Here is a 16,558-nt window from a genome sequence, read left to right as displayed (position 1 = left end):
CAAAAAAAACCGACGCATCGCGTCGGTTTTTTATATCCGCAACACAGGGTTAACCGCGCTTGTAGGCGATTTCCTTGGTGCCAGCTTCGCAGGTGCCGACCACTGTGTGGTCGCTCGGCGCAGCACCTTTATCCACCACTTCCAACGAATAACCCGAAGCGCCCTTGGCGTCGATTTTCGCCGCAATTTCGCTTTTGAGCTCTTCACAAGGCTTGCCCGCCGCCAGGGCCGTGCCTGCAATGCTCAACAAACCTACCGCTAACAGGAACTTCTTCATCCGTTACTTTCCTTGCGCTGATCTAAAAGAGCGTGCCGACGCTTGTGGCATCGGCACCCATTGGTTGTAGCGCAGGTTATGGCAATCGGCCAGTCAGCAAGTTCAACCGGTGCGATCAACTACTGGCAATTCGGAACCCCACCTTGAGGGTGACCTGAAAGTGTGCGGCCTTGCCGTCTTTGATGTGCCCACGGGTTTCGGTCACCTCGAACCATTCCAAATGCTTGATGCTCTTGTTGGCCTCGGCCAGCGCATTATTGATGGCGTCTTCGATGCTGGAGGTGGACGAGCCCACCAGTTCGACTTTCTTGTAGGTGTGATGATCACTCATGGCAGTTCTCCTAGGGGTCGTAAAGCAAGCGTAGCAGTCAATGTGCGTACTGCTTCTGGCGGCCGTTTCTACCTGAAAGTTCATATTTACTGCACTTTCTGAAACGGCCGCAGTCGGTATCTACACACGCCACTCAATCACTTCAGGAGAGTCCACATGGCCAACACTTCTTTACGCAAAGCGTCGCTGGAAAGCATGGAAGCCGAGATTTCGAGCCTGCTCAAGTCTCTGGAAAGTCTCAAGGACGATGCATCCGACGAGTCGCGCAAAACCTTGAAGGCGCTGAAGAGCAATGCGGAGAATGCCCTCAAGCACTCTCGCCACCTGATCAGCGACGCCTACGAAGAAAGCAAAGTCAAAATCCGCGAAACCGGTGTTGCAACCCGGGACTATGCACAAGAGCACCCATGGACAACGGCCGGCGTTGCCGTCGGTGCACTGGGTCTGCTCGCGGCTTATCTGCTGTGCAAGCGCGGCGATTAAACGCGTCGATTAAATAGGTTCGCGCTGTAGCTCAGCCTTGAGCCACTGCGCCAGTTGCCCGGCGCGCCCATCTGCGGCGCGTTTGGGCAGCCACAGCGCCAGGTGCGCCGGGGTTTCGCTGAAACCCCACGGCGCCACAAGGCGACCCGCCCGCACGTCCTCGGCCACCAGCGGCTGCGGGGCAATCGCTACGCCCAACCCTGCCACGGCCGCCTCCAGCAAGTAATACAAATGCTCAAACCCCTGGCCGTGCTTCAGCGCGCCGGGCTCAATGCCGTGCTGCGCTGCCCAACTGGGCCAGGCTTGCGGCCGTGACGTGGTGCGCAACAGCTTTTCGCCACACAAAGCCTCAGCAGGTGCATCGCGCAAGTGTGCATAGCCGGCAAAGCGCGGGCTCATCACCGGGCCGATGCGTTCACTCGCCAGCTCATACACCTGCATGTCCGCCGGCCAAGGCGGTTCAGCGAATACCAGCAGCGCGTCCAGGCCCGGGCGGCGAGGGTCCAGATCACCATCCCCCGCCGACAAATGCAGGCGCAGATCCGGCAGGTCAGCGTTCAAGCGGCCCAGGCGCGGGATCAACCAGCGCGCCAGCAGGCTGCCCGAACACCCGAGCACGAAAGGCGCATCGGCGCTGGCCTGGGTCAACTCGGCGCACACATCGCGCAGCCGCTCAAAGGCTTCGGCGCTGGCATCCCGCAGGCGAACGCCCGCATCTGTGAGTTTAAGGCCGCGCCCATCCTTGACGAACAAGCTGATCCCCAGATGCTCTTCCAGCACCTTCAACTGCCGACTGACAGCGCCGTGGGTCACATGCAATTGCTCGGCGGCCTGGCTGACGCTGTTCAAGCGCGCAGTCGCCTCAAAGGCACGCAAGGCATTGAGGGGCGGAAGGTCTCGGGTCATCTGTGAGTTTTCCTGACAGGTTACGGCGATCTTATCGGTTTTCAGCGCAGAGCGTCAGGGGTAGAGTGGCCCTCATTGCTTCCTACATCCTTTCTTTCCTGGAGCCTCCTATGACTCAGTCCCAGACCGATCTACGCCACGGCCCAGACGCCAACGGCCTCTTTGGCGCGTTCGGCGGCCGTTACGTCGCTGAAACCCTGATGCCGTTGATCCTCGACCTGGCCCGCGAATACGAAGCGGCCAAGGAAGATCCTGCATTCAAGGAAGAATTGGCCTACTTTCAGCGCGACTACGTCGGCCGCCCAAGCCCGCTGTATTTCGCCGAACGCCTGACCGAATTCTGCGGCGGCGCCAAGATCTACCTCAAGCGTGAAGAGCTGAACCATACCGGCGCGCACAAGATCAACAACTGCATCGGCCAGATCCTGCTGGCACGGCGCATGGGCAAGAAACGCATCATCGCCGAAACCGGCGCCGGCATGCACGGCGTGGCCACTGCCACCGTGGCGGCGCGCTTCGGCCTGCAATGCGTGATCTACATGGGCACCACTGATATTGAGCGTCAACAGGCCAACGTGTTCCGCATGAAGCTGCTGGGCGCTGAAGTGATCCCGGTGGTCGCCGGCACCGGCACGCTCAAAGATGCCATGAACGAAGCCCTGCGTGACTGGGTGACCAATGTCGACAGCACCTTCTATCTGATCGGCACTGTGGCCGGTCCGCACCCATACCCGGCGATGGTGCGCGACTTCCAGGCCGTGATCGGCAAGGAAACCCGCGACCAGCTGCAAGCTCAGGAAGGCCGCCTGCCAGACAGCCTGGTAGCGTGCATCGGCGGCGGTTCCAACGCCATGGGCCTGTTCCACCCGTTCCTCGATGACCAGAGCGTGGAAATCATCGGTGTTGAAGCCGCCGGCCACGGTATCGAAACCGGCAAGCACGCCGCCAGCCTCAACGGCGGCGTACCCGGCGTACTGCACGGCAATCGCACCTTCCTGTTGCAGGACGACGACGGCCAGATCATCGACGCCCACTCGATCTCCGCAGGCCTGGATTATCCCGGCATCGGCCCGGAACATGCGTGGTTGCATGATATCGGCCGCGTTCAGTACACCTCGGTGACGGACGACGAAGCCCTCGACGCCTTCCACAAATGCTGCCGCCTGGAAGGGATCATTCCTGCCCTGGAAAGCGCCCACGCCCTGGCCGAAGTGTTCAAACGCGCCCCCACCCTGCCGAAGGATCATCTGATGGTGGTCAACCTGTCGGGCCGTGGCGATAAAGACATGCAAACCGTGATGCACCACATGGAACTCTCTCTACAAGAGAAAACGCAGCAGGAGAAACACTGATGAGCCGCCTGCAAACCCGCTTCGCACAGCTTAAAGAACAAAACCGCGCCGCCCTGGTGACCTTCGTCACCGCTGGCGACCCTGGCTATGACACCTCGCTGGCCATCCTCAAGGGCTTGCCAGCCGCCGGCGCCGATGTGATCGAGTTGGGCATGCCCTTCACCGACCCAATGGCGGACGGCCCGGCGATCCAGCTGGCCAACATCCGCGCGCTGGAAGCCAAGCAGAACCTGGCAAAAACCCTGCAGATGGTCCGCGAGTTCCGCAAAGACAACAACGACACGCCGCTGGTGTTGATGGGCTATTTCAACCCGATCCACAAATACGGCGTGCCGCAGTTCATCGCCGACGCCAAGGAAGCCGGCGTGGACGGCCTGATTGTGGTCGACATGCCGCCCGAACATAACGGCGAACTGTGCGACCCGGCCCAGGCCGCTGGCATTGATTTCATCCGCCTGACCACGCCGACCACCGACGATGTGCGTCTGCCGACCGTGCTCAACGGCAGCTCCGGCTTTGTGTACTACGTGTCGGTGGCCGGCGTGACCGGTGCCGGCGCCGCGACCCTGGAGCACGTCGAAGAAGCCGTGACCCGCCTGCGTCGCCATACCGACCTGCCGATCAGCATCGGTTTTGGTATCCGCACCCCGGAACAAGCGGCGGCCATCGCGCGCTTGGCTGACGGTGTGGTGGTAGGTTCGGCACTGATTGATCACATCGCCAATGCCAAGAATGACCAGCAAGCCATCGATGGCGTGTTGACCCTGTGTGCGGCGCTGTCGGAAGGCGTGCGTAACGCCCGTAAGTAAAGGCCCCGTAAGCAGTGGGTAAAGTTCCTGATACAGAGGAATCAACCCGCCCAGGCACGGCCTAAACAGCAAGACCAAGGGATTTCGAACCTCGTTCGAGATCCCTTTTTTGTTTGCGTGCCCTGAGGAATACCCAATGAAAATGCCCAACTCCGTGATTGCCGGCCTTGGCGTGCTGGTGCTTGGCGCCAGCGCCCTGGTGCAGGCCGCGCCTTATGACCAAGGCGGCCCTGACCGTGGCGGCCCACAGGGCCAGCACGAACAACATCGCGACGACCCACGCGGCCCGCAGGACAACCGTCGCGGCGGCCCGCCCCAGGACTTCGGCCCGGTACGGCAGATCATCCACGACAACCACGGCCAGTTCGCCCGTGGCGCACCGCCACCACCGAATGTGCGCCTGGTGCGTGGCCAGCCGCTGCCCCGTGGCTACTACGGCGAACGCCTCGACAATCGCGCCCTGGCGCGCCTGCCGGTGTATCCCGGTTATGAATGGCGCCGTTCGGGGCCGGATGTAGTGTTGATCGCCGTGGGTACGGGCATCGTCTACGAGATCCTCGATGGCGTCCTCAACTGAAACCCACCCACTGTAGGAGCCGGCTTGCCGGCGATGGCGGTAAGCCGGCTCCTAAAGGGCTGTGGTTATTTGAGTTCGATGCGTTCGACTTTGCCTACGAGCAATACGTAGGACAGCGCTCCGAGCAACGCCAGCACCGCGATATAGGTAATGGCCGGCGCAAACGAGTCGCCACTGGCCAGAAAGCCGATCACGATCGGCGTGGCAATCGCCGACAGGTTGCCGATGAAGTTGAACACCCCACCGGTCAGCCCCAACAGGCGCGCCGGTGCCAGGGTCGACACCAGCGACCAGGTAATCGACGCCAACCCATTACCAAAGAACGCCACCGCCAGGAACGCAATCACCCACGCCGTCGAGTCCACATAGTTGGCGCCAATGATCGCCGTGGAGATCAGCAGCCCGCCAATGATCGGCAACTTGCGCGCAAAGCCCACCGACGCGCCGCGACGAATCAGCCAGTCGGAAAAGATCCCTGAGCACAGCACGCCGACAAACGCTGCAAGGAACGGCAGTGACGCCAGCAGGCCGGACTTGATGAAGTCCATGCCGCGGTATTTCACCAGGTAAGTCGGGAACCACGTCAGGAAGAACCACAGCGTGGAGTTCAGGCAGAACTGCCCCAGGTAGATGCCCCAGAGCTTGCGCTTGCTCAGCACGATGCCCAAATCGACCCAACTGAAGGGTGCCTTGGCGGCTTTTTCCTGCATGTCCACCAACCCGCCACCTTCACGGATCAGGTCGATTTCAGCGGTGTTCGCGCCTTTGAAATCCTTCGGTTCGCGGTACACCGCGTACCAGATCACCGCCCACACAATCCCCACGCCACCGGTCGCGACAAACACCATGTGCCAGCCGAATGCATGCTGCAGCCAGGCCAGTACCGGCGTGAGGAATGCCAGGCCGACAAACTGGCCGGAGGTGTAGACGCCAATCGCTGTGGCGCGCTCGCGTTCGGGAAACCAGGTGGTGACCACGCGGCTGTTGATCGGATACGCCGGGGCTTCCAGCGCACCCACCGCCATGCGCAAAACAAACAGCGCGATAAAGCTGGCGGCAAAGCCGAGCATGACGGTGGCGATGGACCACAGCAGCAACGCAGCGGTGTACAGAATGCGTGGGGGCACACGGTCCACCAGCCAGCCACCAGGGATTTGCATGGCGGCGTAGGTCCAACCGAACGCGGAGAAAATCAGCCCGACGTGCACCGGATCGATGCCCAGTTCGCTGGTCAACGCCGGGGCGGCAATCGACAGGTTGCTGCGGTCGAGGTAGTTGATCACCACGGTGATGAACAGCAGCACCATGATGAAAAAACGCTTTCTGGTAGGCGTGACTAAAGAAGCCTGCCCGGTGAAGGATTCAGGGTGCATGGGGGTGCCTCTTCTTATGCTTATTGAGGTCTGAAATGGATCTGACTGAAGCAACCGGATCAATCATGTGGGAGCGGGCTTGCTCGCGAATGCGCTAGTTCAGCCCCAGATGTGTTGATTGACACACTGCATTCGCGAGCAAGCCCGCTCCCACATTTCTGATCGCCCTCCGTCAGTCAGGAATCACCACTCGGCGAAGCTGCCGTCGGCATGCCGCCAGATCGGGTTGCGCCAGCGATGGCCGATGGCCGCGCGTTCGATCACGTATTCCTCATTGATCTCGATGCCCAGGCCCGGCCCGTTGGGGATCTTCACGAAGCCTTGGTCATAGTCGAACACGCCCGGATCGCGCACATAATCGAGCAGGTCATTGCTCTCGTTATAGTGAATGCCCAGGCTTTGCTCCTGGATAAACGCGTTGTAGCAGACCGCGTCCAGTTGCAGGCACGCCGCCAGGGCAATCGGGCCCAGCGGGCAGTGCAGGGCCAGGGCCACGTCGTAGGCTTCGGCCATGTTGGCGATCTTGCGGGTCTCGGTGATGCCGCCGGCGTGGGAGGCGTCCGGCTGGATGATGTCGACGTAGCCTTCGCTGAGCACGCGCTTGAAGTCCCAGCGCGAGAACAGACGCTCGCCCAAGGCAATCGGGGTGCTGGTCAGCGGCGCCAGCTCCTTGAGCGCTTCGTAGTTTTCGCTGAGGACCGGCTCTTCGATAAACATCAGCTTGTACGGGTCCAGCTCTTTCATCAGCACTTTGGCCATGGGCTTGTGCACCCGGCCATGGAAGTCGACGCCGATGCCGACGTTCGGGCCTACCGCATCACGTACGGCGGCGACGTTGGCCAGGGCCAGGTCGACTTTTTCAAAGCTGTCGACGAACTGCAGTTCTTCGGTGCCGTTCATTTTTACGGCGGTAAAACCTCGGGCCACGGCTTCTTTGGCGGCGCGGGCAGTGTCGGCCGGGCGGTCGCCGCCGATCCACGAATACACGCGGATCTTGTCACGCACCTGGCCGCCGAGCAGGTCGCTGACCGACACACCCAGGGCCTTGCCCTTGATGTCCCACAGCGCCTGGTCGATACCGGCGAGTGCGCTCATGTGCACGGCGCCGCCCCGGTAGAAGCCACCGCGATAGAGCACGGTCCAGATGTCTTCGATATTGCGTGGGTCTTTGCCGATCAGGTAGTCGGACAATTCTTCGACGGCAGCCGCCACGGTGTGGGCGCGGCCCTCGACCACGGGCTCACCCCAGCCGGTCACGCCCTGGTCAGTCTCGACCTTGAGGAAGCACCAGCGCGGCGGAACGATAAAGGTCGTCAGTTTGGTGATTTTCATCTGTTATGTCTCTTATAGATGCGGCGCCTGGGGGCGCAAGACTTGAAGTCAGTTCAGGGCTTTCCAGGCGGCGACATAAGCCTGGGCGCGGCTCGCTACCTGATCCACTGTCATACCCGGTTTGAACAACCCGGAACCCAGCCCGAAGCCTTTGGCGCCGGCGTCGATGAACACCTGCATATTGTCCGGGGTGATGCCGCCCACCGGCAGCAACAAGGTGCCGGCCGGCAACACCGCCAACCACGCCTTGATCACCGAAGGGCCCATTTGCTCGGCGGGGAACAGCTTCAGCACGTCGGCGCCTTCAGCCAGGGCGGCGAACGCTTCGGTAGGCGTGGCCACACCCGGCGACAGGAACAGGCCTGCGGCTTTCGCGGCACGCAACACCTTGGCATCGCTGTGGGGCATCACGACCACCTGACCACCAGCCGCCTTCACCTGCTCGACCTGCTCAGGCAGCAACACCGTGCCGGCACCGATCAAGCAGTCGGCGGGCAGGCTGTCGCGCAGGGTGCGGATGCTGGTGTAAGGGTCGGGGGAATTCAGCGGGACTTCGATCACACGAAACCCGGCCTGGTACAGCACCTGGCCGACAGCCTCGGCTTCGTCCGGGCGAATGCCTCGCAGGATGGCGATCAAACCGTTTTGCGCGAGTGCTTGCTTGAGCATGTCAGGCCTCCAATACAGGTTGAGTGAGCCCAGCCGCCACGGCCAGTTGCCACAGGCCGCGCTCGGCAGCTTCCTGCGCCAGGCTGACGTGGGCAAAGCCGCAGAGGGCGAGGGCGCGTTGATAACGGGCGCAGAGAGGAGCGGCGCCGACCAGGATGATCGGCTTGTGTTTGGCGCTGTCGGGCAGGCCGGCGAGTTCATGTCCGATGAGCAAGCCGGACAGGTAGTCGGGCTGCTGGTCTGGGGCGAGTTCGCCGGTGAGCCCAAGGGTGCGGGCGCTGAACAAGGTGGACAACACGCCGCGCTGACCGTCATTGGAGCGCGCCACGTGTACGCCGCGGTCGAAGGCTTCGGCCTGGAATCGCTCGCTGGGTTGCTGGGTACGCCCGAGGATGCTGTGCTTGCTCAACACCGCAAACACCTCGCCGGTCATGAAGGTATCGAAGTGCGTGATACGGCCCTCGACCACCTCGACCCACTTGGAATGGCTGCCGGGCAGGCCGATCAACATGTCGGCGCCCAGCCCTTGCAGCACACCCAGCACTTGGGTTTCTTCGCCGCGCATCACGTTGGGCAAGCCGACCTGCTCGATCACGCCCGGCACGATGTGCACGTCCACACCACGCAGGCTGCGCACCTTATGCAGCGCTTGGCCGAGGCTGGCGACATCGACGGGGGTAGGGCGGTAGGCCGCTTCGCTCCAGCCCTGGGCGCTGCCGACCATGCCACAGGCGATCACCGGCAAACCCGGCTCGGCGTCGAGCCAATCTCCGCACGCCGCATCGAACGCCAACTCGAAGCCGTTGCCGCAACGCACACCGGCGATGTCCCGGGGCTCGCTGGGCAAATGCATGATGCCCCACGCCAGCGCGCGCTGTTTCAGCACCACGCCTGCGAGGCCGAGTTTATAAGCACGAAGGGAGCTGGTCCCCCAATCGAGCGCGATCAATTGCGCCTGCATCGCTTCACCTGAGTTCTGAGCGGATGCAGCGAATATAAACCTACGCGAGCGGAAGTCTCAATATATAAATATCAATCCCATATTTAGGGACAATATTTAAGAAAAGGCTGACAGGTTCAGCTCCCGCATCGCCCCCATCCAGACGGCATAGTCAGTGTGGTCCTTTAGGTCATCACCGGTTTCGGGGTGCAAAAAAACCACCAGCCCGTTGCGATGAATCACCAACCACGGCAACACCACACCGATGTATTCAGGATCGAACGCCAGCTGGCAGCTCCAATCCGGGTGCGGTCCCACCGGCCGTTCGTGCACACGGCCCATGCGCAGCGGGAAGAGTTTGGCGGCGTCTTCACACAGGCTGCGCGCTTGGTCGATAGTGCTCGCGTCGAAGTAGATATGGGCGTGATAGCCCTTGATACGTTGCATGACGGACTCCGGATCCCCTATGCGCCAGATGCTAGACCGCAATGGACGGCAGGGCCAGCCCGGTCAGCGACTGTGCGCTGCTGGCTTGTTCCGCCACCAACCATTCGACGAAGCGCTCGACCAACTGCCCCCTGCGTTTGCGCTGGGGTTGCACCACGTAATAGCCGAAGCGCGAGATCACGGTGTCGCTCAGCGGTCGGCACAACCAACCCTGCTCCAGCAGGTTATCCACCAAGTGGCGCCAGCCGATGGCCACGCCCTGGCCGGCAATCGCGGCTTGGATCAGCAGGGTGTAGTTGTCAAAACGCAGTTGGCCCGGCGTCGGCGCACTGGCGATGCCCAGTTCGCGAAACACGCCGCTCCAGTCGAACCACTGGCTGTTGTTTTCCTGGCGCAGGTGCAACAGTGGGAAATCGTGCAAATTTTGCACAGTCAGCGGCGTGGTCTGGTCCTTGAGCCATTGTGGACTGCACACCGGGAACACCTCCTCGTTGAACAGCCACAGGCTGTCGCCCTGCTTGAAACGGCCGTCACCAAACAACACCGCCACGTCAATATCGCTACGCAGGGTGGCGTGGTTGCGCTCGCTGGTCACCAGGCTTACATCGACCTGCGGGTTGGCCTTATGAAAGCGATGCAGGCGCGGCATCAGCCAATAGGCGGCGAAGGCGAAGTCGGTGGCGACTTGCAGCACTTCATGCTGGTCCTGCTGGGTGATGAGGCTCAGGCCCTGGTTGATCCCCTGCAACCCGCCTTGCACGTGCTCGAATAGCAGGGCGCCGGCGTCGGTCAATTCGATGCCTCGGTAGATGCGGTCAAACAGGCGGATCGCCAACTGTTCTTCCAGGCGCTTGATCTGCTGGCTGATGGCCGGTTGGGTGGTGCCCAATTCCATCGCGGCGGCGGTAAAGCTGCGATGACGTGCGGCGGCTTCGAAGGCACGCAGCAAATCGAGGGACAGGTCACCGAGGGCTTCATACATAAGCTGTGCTTATCCTAGACATTGCTTCTCATGGGCTTTACCCCACTTTTCATGGGCTGCATGCTCATTCGCATAAACACCGCCTATGGAATGCCGATAGATCATGAAGCGCAAGAACATTCTTTTCATCATGGCCGATCAAATGGCCGCACCGTTGCTTCCGTTCTACGGTTCTTCGCCTATCAAATTGCCCAACCTGAGTCGCCTCGCCGAGCAAGGCGTGGTGTTCGATGCCGCCTATTGCAACAGCCCGTTGTGTGCGCCGTCGCGCTTCACCCTGGTCACTGGCCAACTGCCGAGCAAGATCGGCGCCTACGACAATGCCGCCGATTTCCCCGCCGATGTGCCGACCTATGCCCACTACCTGCGCCGCCTCGGGTATCGCACAGCGCTGTCGGGCAAGATGCACTTCTGCGGCCCCGATCAGTTGCATGGCTATGAAGAACGCCTGACCAGCGACATCTACCCCGCCGACTATGGCTGGGCGGTGAACTGGGATGAGCCGGACGTCCGCCCCACTTGGTATCACAACATGTCGTCGGTGCTGCAAGCCGGGCCGTGCGTGCGCACCAACCAGCTGGATTTCGACGAAGAGGTGGTGTTCAAGGCCCAGCAATACCTGTTCGACCATATCCGTGAGGACGGCGACCAGCCGTTCTGCCTGACGGTGTCGATGACTCATCCCCACGACCCGTACACCATTCCCAAACCGTTCTGGGACCTCTACGACAACGCCGATATACCTTTGCCTACAACACCTGCGCAAGGCGATCTCGATCCGCATTCCCAGCGCCTGCTCAAGGTCTACGACCTGTGGGACAAGCCGCTGCCTGTGGACAAAATCCGCGATGCACGCCGTGCCTACTTCGGCGCCTGCAGTTACATCGACAGCAACGTCGGCAAGCTGCTGCAAACCCTGGAAGACACCGGCCTGGCCGACGACACCATCATCGTGTTCTCAGGCGACCACGGCGATATGCTCGGCGAGCGCGGCCTCTGGTACAAAATGCACTGGTTTGAAATGGCCGCCCGCGTACCGCTGCTGGTCAGCGCGCCGGGGCAGTTCGCAGCAGGCCGCGTGAGCAAAGCCGTGTCCACCGCCGACCTGCTGCCAACGCTGGTGGAACTGGCCGGCGGCGAGTTGGATCCGCGCCTGCCGCTGGACGGCCGTTCACTGGTCCCGCACTTACAGGGGCAGGGCGGCCATGACGAAGTATTTGGCGAGTACATGGCCGAAGGCACCATCAGCCCGCTGATGATGATTCGCCGGGGCGCCTACAAATTCATCTACAGCGAAGACGACCCTTGCCTACTGTTCGATGTACACAACGACCCACGGGAGCAGGAAGACCTCAGCCAGTCGCCACACCATCAGGCGCTGTTTGCAGCCTTCCTGGACGAGGCGCGGGCCAAATGGGACATCCCGGCGATCCACCAACAGGTGCTCGCCAGCCAACGCCGCCGCCGTCTGGTGTTTGAAGCACTGACCCAGGGCAAGCTGAAGAGCTGGGATCACCAGCCACTGGTGGACGCCAGTCAGCAATACATGCGCAACCATATCGACCTCGACGACCTGGAGCGCAAGGCACGTTATCCACAACCCTGCCAAAACCAATAACACTGAGGGAAGGCCATGCAAAAGTTAACTGTGATGCTGGGGCTCTTGGCGCTGGGAAGCGCCAATGTTTACGCCGACGCCAGTTGTGAAACGGTAAAGATGGCCGATCCGGGCTGGAGCGATATCGCGGCCACCAATGCCATCACCGGTTTTCTGCTGACGGGCATGGGCTACAAACCCAAAGTCGACACCCTGGCGGTGCCGATCACCTTTGGCGGGCTCAAGGACGGCCAGGTGGATGTGTTCCTGGGCAACTGGATGCCGGCGCAGCAGGGCTTCTATGACAAGTTCGTGGCCAATGGCGACGTGGTTCAACTGGCGAAAAACCTCGACGGCACCGAGTTCACCCTCGCCGTGCCCGACTACGTATGGGATGCCGGGGTGCATGACTTTGCCGACTTGAACCACTATGCCGACAAGTTCGACAAGAAGATCTACGGCATCGGCTCCGGCGCGCCGGCGAATATCTCCCTGCAGGAAATCATCAAGAAGAACGACTTCGAGCTGGGCCAGTGGAAACTGGTGGAGTCCAGTGAACAGGCGATGCTCGCCGAAGTATCGCGGGCCGTTAAGAAGCAGAAATTCGTGACCTTCCTCGGCTGGACGCCGCATCCGATGAACGTGCAGTTGAAAATGCGCTACCTCAAAGGCGGCGAGAAATATTTTGGTGACACCGGCAGCGTGTATACCTTGACCCGCAAGGGCTACGCACAGGCCTGCCCGAATGTTGGAAAACTGCTGACCAACCTGAGTTTTACCCAGGAAATGGAAAACAGCATCATGGCCGAGGTGGCCAACAACAAGGTCAGCAATGCCGATGCGGCGAAAGCTTGGATCAAAGCCAATCCGGCGGTGTTGGATAAATGGCTGGAGGGCGTGAAGACCGTGGATGGCAAGGACGCGCTGGCCGCTGTAAAAGCCAAACTCTGAACGATACACAACCCTTTGTAGGAGCCGGCTCGCCGGCGAAGCCCTCGAAAACGCCGCGTTTTTTCACACAACCCGCGTTATCGTTACCCACCTTCGCTGGCAAGCCAGCTCCTACAGTATTTAGAGCAGTCCGATGCCCTGGCCCAACCGCCATACACTTTTCCCCTTCCTCGCCTGGCTCCCGCGCCAGACCCGCGCCAGCGTCGGCCGAGATGCGATGGTGGGCCTCAGCGGCGCAGTGCTCGCCTTGCCACAGTCTATTGCCTACGCGCTGATCGCCGGCCTGCCACCCGAATACGGCCTGTACGCCGCGATCATCCCGGTGCTGATCGCCTGCCTCTGGGGTTCCTCCTGGCATTTGATCTGCGGCCCCACAGCGGCGATTTCCATTGTGCTCTATGCCAGCGTCAGCCCGCTGGCCGTGCCGGGGTCGCAGGACTACATCACCCTGATCCTGTTGCTCACCTTTCTCGCCGGTGTTTTCCAGTGGCTGCTGGGCATGCTGCGCTTTGGTGCGCTGGTGAATTTTGTCTCCCATTCAGTGGTGCTCGGTTTCACCCTGGGAGCCGCTGTGGTGATTGCGCTCGGGCAACTGCCCAATCTGCTGGGGCTGGATTTGCCGAGCCAGGCCACGGCGATCAACAACCTGCTGACACTGATCCATCACAGCGGCGAATGGGACCCTGCGTCCGTCATTCTCGGGCTCGGTACCTTGCTGGTGGGTGCGTTGCTCAAATACCTCGTACCGCGCTGGCCGACCCTGTTGATCGCCCTGACGCTGGGCAGCCTGGTCACCTGGTTGTGGCCGGCAATGTTCGGGCATGTGGCGCTGGTCAGTTCCTTTATCGGCAAGCTGCCGCCGTTCAGCCCGTTGCCAATGGACCTGGACGTGATCCTGCGTCTGCTGCCGAGCGCCGTGGCGGTGGGCATGCTGGGGCTGGTCACCAGCCTGTCGATTGCCCGTTCACTGTCAGTGCGCTCGCAGCAATTGCTCGATGCCAACCAGGAAATCCGTGCGCAGGGTTTTTCCAACATCGTGGGCGGATTTTTCTCCGGGTATCTGTCAGCCGGCTCCTTTACCCGCTCCGGCCTCAGTTATGAGGCGGGCGCCTGTTCGCCGTTGGCTGGCGTGTTTTCTGCCTTATGGGTGGCGCTGTTTGCACTGTTTGGCGCGGCGCTGATCGCCCATATTCCGATCCCGAGCATGGCGGCGAGCATCTTGCTTATCAGTTGGGGGCTGGTGGACCGTCGCGGTATTCGGGCGTTATTCCGCGTCAGTCGCGCCGAGTTTGTGGTGATGAGCCTGACCTGCGTCGCCACCTTGCTGCTGGAGCTGCAAACAGCGATTTACGCCGGGGTGCTGGCGTCACTGTTTTTCTACCTCAAGCGCACTTCGCAGCCACGTGTCCAGCAATGGCGCGATGGCGATGAGGACGTGCTGCGCGTGGGCGGTTCGATCTTTTTCGGCGCCAGCCACTACCTGCAAGTGCGCCTGCAAAGCCTGCAGGGCAAACGGGTGGTGATCGAGGCGCAGCAGATCAACTTTATCGACTATTCCGGGGTGGAGATGCTGCACCAGGAGGCGCGGCGCTTGCGTGGGTTGGGACGCAGTCTGACGCTGCGCCGGGCCAGGCCGCAGGTGGTGGAGGAGTTGAGGAAGCTGGAAGGGGCCGACAATTGCCCCATCCATTTCCAAGCATCCATTGCCAAGACTGAACACCCTTAACGCTGTGGGAGCTGGACGTGCCCACCTCAAATAGCGTCAAGCCAACTGCCGGCGCAGCTCAGCCAGCACCGGCGCAGAATCCGGACGCACACCGCGCCACAAGTAGAAGGCTTCCGCCGCCTGCTCCACCAGCATGCCCAGGCCATCCATCGCCACGGATGCGCCATGCTCGGTGGCCCAGCGGCAGAACGCGGTCGGTTCCTTGGCGTACATCATGTCGTAGCAAAACGTCTTGCCCGGTTCGATCAGGCTGCTGGCAATCGGCGGTACATCGCCTGACAGGCTGGCGGACGTGGCGTTGATGATCACATCCACCGGCTCACGCAGCCAGTCGAAACCACTGGCGGACACCGGGCCCAGATCGTCGAACAACTCGGCGAGCATTTCGGCCTTTTCCACGGTGCGGTTGGCGATGATCAGCGAAGCAGGCTGTTCGGCCAGCAACGGTTCCAATGCGCCGCGCACCGCGCCGCCGGCGCCCAGCAACAGGATGCGCTTGCCTTGCAGGTTCAGGCCGGCATTGACCGTGAGGTCGCGCACCAGGCCGGCGCCGTCAGTGTTATCGCCCAGCAGGCTGCCGTCGGCCAGCTTGCTCAGGGTGTTCACCGCACCCGCACGTTGAGCGCGTTCGGTGAGGCTGTTGGCCAGGCGGTAAGCGTCTTCCTTGAACGGCACAGTGACGTTGGCGCCACGACCCTGTTGAAAAAACTCACGAGCACAGCCGGAGAAATCCTCCAATGGCGCCAGCAGGGTGCTGTAGTCCAGTTGCTCGCCCGTCTGCTCGGCGAACATCCGGTGGATCAGCGGCGACTTGCTGTGGCCGATGGGGTTGCCGAACACGACATAGCGGTCCATCAGACAGCCGCCTTGGGCGCGGCAAGGCCCAGCCAGTCACGGTCTTGCAGGAAGTAGTCGGTGAGACGCGCTTCTTCGCTGCCGGCTTCGGCCTTCCAGTCGTAGCTCCAGCGCACTTGCGGCGGCAGCGACATCAGGATCGACTCGGTGCGCCCGCCCGATTGCAGGCCGAACAAGGTGCCACGGTCGTAGACCAGGTTGAATTCAACGTAGCGGCCGCGGCGGAATTCCTGGAATTCGCGCTGCTGCTCAGTGTACGCGGTGGACTTGCGGCGCTGCACGATCGGCAGGTAGGCGTCGATGTAGGCGTCACCGATGGCGCGGATGAAGGCGAAGCAGGTGTCAAAGTCCCACTCGTTCAGGTCGTCAAAGAACAGGCCGCCAATACCGCGCGGTTCGTTGCGGTGCTTGATGTGGAAGTAGGTGTCGCACCAGGCTTTGTAGCGCGAATACACGTCCGGCCCGAACGGCGCACAGGCCTGTTCGGCCACGCGGTGCCAGTGGATGCAATCGTCTTCGTTGCCGTAGTAAGGCGTCAGGTCGAAGCCGCCGCCGAACCACCACACCGGTTCTTCGCCTTCTTTTTCAGCGATGAAAAAGCGCACGTTGGCGTGGGACGTCGGTACGTGGGGGTTGTGCGGGTGGATCACCAGCGACACACCCAGGGCCTCAAAGCCACGACCGGCCAGCTCAGGCCGATGCGCGCTGGCGGACGGTGGCAGACCGCTGCCAAACACGTGGGAAAAGTTGACGCCGCCTTTTTCGATCACCGAACCGTTTTCGATCACACGGGTGCGACCGCCGCCGCCGGCAGGCCGGGTCCAGGCGTCTTCGATAAAGCGAGTGTCCGTCTCGAAGGTTTCCAGGGCGCTGCAAATGCGGTCTTGCAGGTCAAGCAGGTAGGCCTTTACAGCCTCGGTGCGGGTAGTCATGGCATCACCTTGAATCGGG

The 16,558-nt window shown here is 61.6% G+C and carries 18 protein-coding genes; 7 read left to right on the top strand and 11 right to left on the bottom strand.

Going from position 1 to position 16,558, the window contains the following annotated elements; translation table 11 throughout:
• Nucleotides 1–49: 49 nt before the first annotated feature.
• Nucleotides 50–277 (bottom strand): DUF1161 domain-containing protein, encoded by a 228-nt coding sequence (locus AB4N92_RS12400; protein WP_010207766.1) that lies wholly within the window; start codon nucleotides 275–277, stop codon nucleotides 50–52.
• A 115-nt stretch (nucleotides 278–392) separates the two neighbouring features.
• Nucleotides 393–608, bottom strand: a complete 216-nt coding sequence (locus AB4N92_RS12395) for a dodecin (protein ID WP_007953919.1) — start codon at nucleotides 606–608, stop codon at nucleotides 393–395.
• A gap of 156 nt (nucleotides 609–764) precedes the next feature.
• Between AB4N92_RS12395 and AB4N92_RS12390 the strand changes: the two genes are divergently transcribed.
• Nucleotides 765–1,091 (top strand): ElaB/YgaM/YqjD family protein, encoded by a 327-nt coding sequence (locus AB4N92_RS12390; RefSeq protein ID WP_003170746.1) that lies wholly within the window; start codon nucleotides 765–767, stop codon nucleotides 1,089–1,091.
• 9 nt (nucleotides 1,092–1,100) lie between these two features.
• Here the strand turns inward: AB4N92_RS12390 and AB4N92_RS12385 are convergent, their stop codons facing one another.
• Nucleotides 1,101–1,997, bottom strand: coding sequence for a LysR family transcriptional regulator (locus AB4N92_RS12385; RefSeq protein ID WP_236266992.1), 897 nt, complete (start codon nucleotides 1,995–1,997; stop codon nucleotides 1,101–1,103).
• 110 nt (nucleotides 1,998–2,107) lie between these two features.
• Between AB4N92_RS12385 and trpB the strand changes: the two genes are divergently transcribed.
• From trpB to AB4N92_RS12370, 3 genes are all read left to right on the top strand, one after another.
• Nucleotides 2,108–3,349: a tryptophan synthase subunit beta gene (gene trpB / locus AB4N92_RS12380; RefSeq protein ID WP_010207764.1), complete on the top strand. Its 1,242-nt coding sequence runs from the start codon at nucleotides 2,108–2,110 to the stop codon at nucleotides 3,347–3,349.
• On the top strand, nucleotides 3,349–4,158 hold the full coding sequence (gene trpA / locus AB4N92_RS12375) for a tryptophan synthase subunit alpha (RefSeq protein WP_010207762.1): 810 nt from the start codon (nucleotides 3,349–3,351) through the stop codon (nucleotides 4,156–4,158). The genes trpB and trpA overlap by 1 nt, the downstream gene beginning before the upstream one ends.
• A 136-nt stretch (nucleotides 4,159–4,294) precedes the next feature.
• The gene (locus AB4N92_RS12370; protein WP_236266991.1) at nucleotides 4,295–4,735 is read left to right on the top strand and encodes an anti-virulence regulator CigR family protein; all 441 of its coding nucleotides are present in this window, start codon (nucleotides 4,295–4,297) and stop codon (nucleotides 4,733–4,735) included.
• 65 nt (nucleotides 4,736–4,800) lie between these two features.
• On the opposite strand, the gene AB4N92_RS12365 is transcribed toward AB4N92_RS12370, so the two are convergent.
• The 6 genes from AB4N92_RS12365 to AB4N92_RS12340 form a co-directional block, all read right to left on the bottom strand.
• On the bottom strand, nucleotides 4,801–6,108 hold the full coding sequence (locus tag AB4N92_RS12365; protein WP_045791468.1) for an MFS transporter: 1,308 nt from the start codon (nucleotides 6,106–6,108) through the stop codon (nucleotides 4,801–4,803).
• Between the two features lie 183 nt (nucleotides 6,109–6,291).
• Complete coding sequence (gene dgoD, locus AB4N92_RS12360) at nucleotides 6,292–7,440, bottom strand: galactonate dehydratase (protein ID WP_003170741.1); 1,149 nt, start codon at nucleotides 7,438–7,440, stop codon at nucleotides 6,292–6,294.
• A 48-nt stretch (nucleotides 7,441–7,488) separates the two neighbouring features.
• A complete protein-coding gene (locus AB4N92_RS12355) occupies nucleotides 7,489–8,109 on the bottom strand; it encodes a 2-dehydro-3-deoxy-6-phosphogalactonate aldolase (RefSeq protein ID WP_010207755.1) in 621 nt (206 codons plus the stop codon).
• 1 nt (nucleotide 8,110) lies between these two features.
• Entirely contained in the window at nucleotides 8,111–9,070 is a 960-nt protein-coding gene (locus AB4N92_RS12350) for a 2-dehydro-3-deoxygalactonokinase (protein ID WP_236266990.1), read from the bottom strand.
• A 96-nt stretch (nucleotides 9,071–9,166) separates the two neighbouring features.
• Nucleotides 9,167–9,496, bottom strand: coding sequence for a DOPA 4,5-dioxygenase family protein (locus AB4N92_RS12345; RefSeq protein WP_010207752.1), 330 nt, complete (start codon nucleotides 9,494–9,496; stop codon nucleotides 9,167–9,169).
• A 31-nt stretch (nucleotides 9,497–9,527) separates the two neighbouring features.
• Nucleotides 9,528–10,478 (bottom strand): choline sulfate utilization transcriptional regulator, encoded by a 951-nt coding sequence (locus AB4N92_RS12340; protein WP_010207751.1) that lies wholly within the window; start codon nucleotides 10,476–10,478, stop codon nucleotides 9,528–9,530.
• A 103-nt stretch (nucleotides 10,479–10,581) separates the two neighbouring features.
• Between AB4N92_RS12340 and betC the strand changes: the two genes are divergently transcribed.
• From betC to AB4N92_RS12325, 3 genes are all read left to right on the top strand, one after another.
• Nucleotides 10,582–12,096 (top strand): choline-sulfatase, encoded by a 1,515-nt coding sequence (gene betC, locus AB4N92_RS12335; protein WP_021491420.1) that lies wholly within the window; start codon nucleotides 10,582–10,584, stop codon nucleotides 12,094–12,096.
• Nucleotides 12,097–12,111: 15 nt separating this feature from the next.
• Nucleotides 12,112–13,026 carry a choline ABC transporter substrate-binding protein gene (gene choX / locus AB4N92_RS12330; RefSeq protein ID WP_010207749.1) on the top strand — a complete coding sequence of 305 codons (915 nt, stop codon included), beginning with the start codon at nucleotides 12,112–12,114 and terminating at the stop codon, nucleotides 13,024–13,026.
• A gap of 133 nt (nucleotides 13,027–13,159) precedes the next feature.
• Entirely contained in the window at nucleotides 13,160–14,752 is a 1,593-nt protein-coding gene (locus tag AB4N92_RS12325) for a SulP family inorganic anion transporter (protein ID WP_154973722.1), read from the top strand.
• Between the two features lie 36 nt (nucleotides 14,753–14,788).
• Here AB4N92_RS12325 and aroE read toward each other — a convergent pair whose 3' ends face one another.
• Nucleotides 14,789–15,607 carry a shikimate dehydrogenase gene (gene aroE / locus AB4N92_RS12320; RefSeq protein ID WP_010207747.1) on the bottom strand — a complete coding sequence of 273 codons (819 nt, stop codon included), beginning with the start codon at nucleotides 15,605–15,607 and terminating at the stop codon, nucleotides 14,789–14,791.
• On the bottom strand, nucleotides 15,607–16,539 hold the full coding sequence (gene hemF, locus AB4N92_RS12315) for an oxygen-dependent coproporphyrinogen oxidase (RefSeq protein WP_010207746.1): 933 nt from the start codon (nucleotides 16,537–16,539) through the stop codon (nucleotides 15,607–15,609). The genes aroE and hemF overlap by 1 nt, the downstream gene beginning before the upstream one ends.
• Nucleotides 16,540–16,558 lie beyond the last annotated feature (19 nt).

The sequence above is a fragment of the Pseudomonas sp. S3_A09 genome, assembly GCF_054668065.1.
Note: the sequence above shows the minus strand (reverse complement) of the source record. Positions and strands in the feature narration are given on the sequence as shown.

What these genes read in the sequence shown, in the direction of transcription:
- choX (WP_010207749.1), top strand. Translation starts at nt 12,112, where the DNA reads ATGCAAAAGTTAACTGTGATGCTGGGGCTCTTGGCGCTGGGAAGCGCC.
- AB4N92_RS12400 (WP_010207766.1), bottom strand. Translation starts at nt 277, where the DNA reads ATGAAGAAGTTCCTGTTAGCGGTAGGTTTGTTGAGCATTGCAGGCACG.
- betC (WP_021491420.1), top strand. Translation starts at nt 10,582, where the DNA reads ATGAAGCGCAAGAACATTCTTTTCATCATGGCCGATCAAATGGCCGCA.
- AB4N92_RS12325 (WP_154973722.1), top strand. Translation starts at nt 13,160, where the DNA reads ATGCCCTGGCCCAACCGCCATACACTTTTCCCCTTCCTCGCCTGGCTC.
- hemF (WP_010207746.1), bottom strand. Translation starts at nt 16,539, where the DNA reads ATGACTACCCGCACCGAGGCTGTAAAGGCCTACCTGCTTGACCTGCAA.
- AB4N92_RS12390 (WP_003170746.1), top strand. Translation starts at nt 765, where the DNA reads ATGGCCAACACTTCTTTACGCAAAGCGTCGCTGGAAAGCATGGAAGCC.
- aroE (WP_010207747.1), bottom strand. Translation starts at nt 15,607, where the DNA reads ATGGACCGCTATGTCGTGTTCGGCAACCCCATCGGCCACAGCAAGTCG.
- AB4N92_RS12365 (WP_045791468.1), bottom strand. Translation starts at nt 6,108, where the DNA reads ATGCACCCTGAATCCTTCACCGGGCAGGCTTCTTTAGTCACGCCTACC.
- AB4N92_RS12345 (WP_010207752.1), bottom strand. Translation starts at nt 9,496, where the DNA reads ATGCAACGTATCAAGGGCTATCACGCCCATATCTACTTCGACGCGAGC.
- AB4N92_RS12370 (WP_236266991.1), top strand. Translation starts at nt 4,295, where the DNA reads ATGAAAATGCCCAACTCCGTGATTGCCGGCCTTGGCGTGCTGGTGCTT.
- AB4N92_RS12340 (WP_010207751.1), bottom strand. Translation starts at nt 10,478, where the DNA reads ATGTATGAAGCCCTCGGTGACCTGTCCCTCGATTTGCTGCGTGCCTTC.
- trpB (WP_010207764.1), top strand. Translation starts at nt 2,108, where the DNA reads ATGACTCAGTCCCAGACCGATCTACGCCACGGCCCAGACGCCAACGGC.
- AB4N92_RS12355 (WP_010207755.1), bottom strand. Translation starts at nt 8,109, where the DNA reads ATGCTCAAGCAAGCACTCGCGCAAAACGGTTTGATCGCCATCCTGCGA.
- AB4N92_RS12395 (WP_007953919.1), bottom strand. Translation starts at nt 608, where the DNA reads ATGAGTGATCATCACACCTACAAGAAAGTCGAACTGGTGGGCTCGTCC.
- AB4N92_RS12385 (WP_236266992.1), bottom strand. Translation starts at nt 1,997, where the DNA reads ATGACCCGAGACCTTCCGCCCCTCAATGCCTTGCGTGCCTTTGAGGCG.
- dgoD (WP_003170741.1), bottom strand. Translation starts at nt 7,440, where the DNA reads ATGAAAATCACCAAACTGACGACCTTTATCGTTCCGCCGCGCTGGTGC.
- trpA (WP_010207762.1), top strand. Translation starts at nt 3,349, where the DNA reads ATGAGCCGCCTGCAAACCCGCTTCGCACAGCTTAAAGAACAAAACCGC.
- AB4N92_RS12350 (WP_236266990.1), bottom strand. Translation starts at nt 9,070, where the DNA reads ATGCAGGCGCAATTGATCGCGCTCGATTGGGGGACCAGCTCCCTTCGT.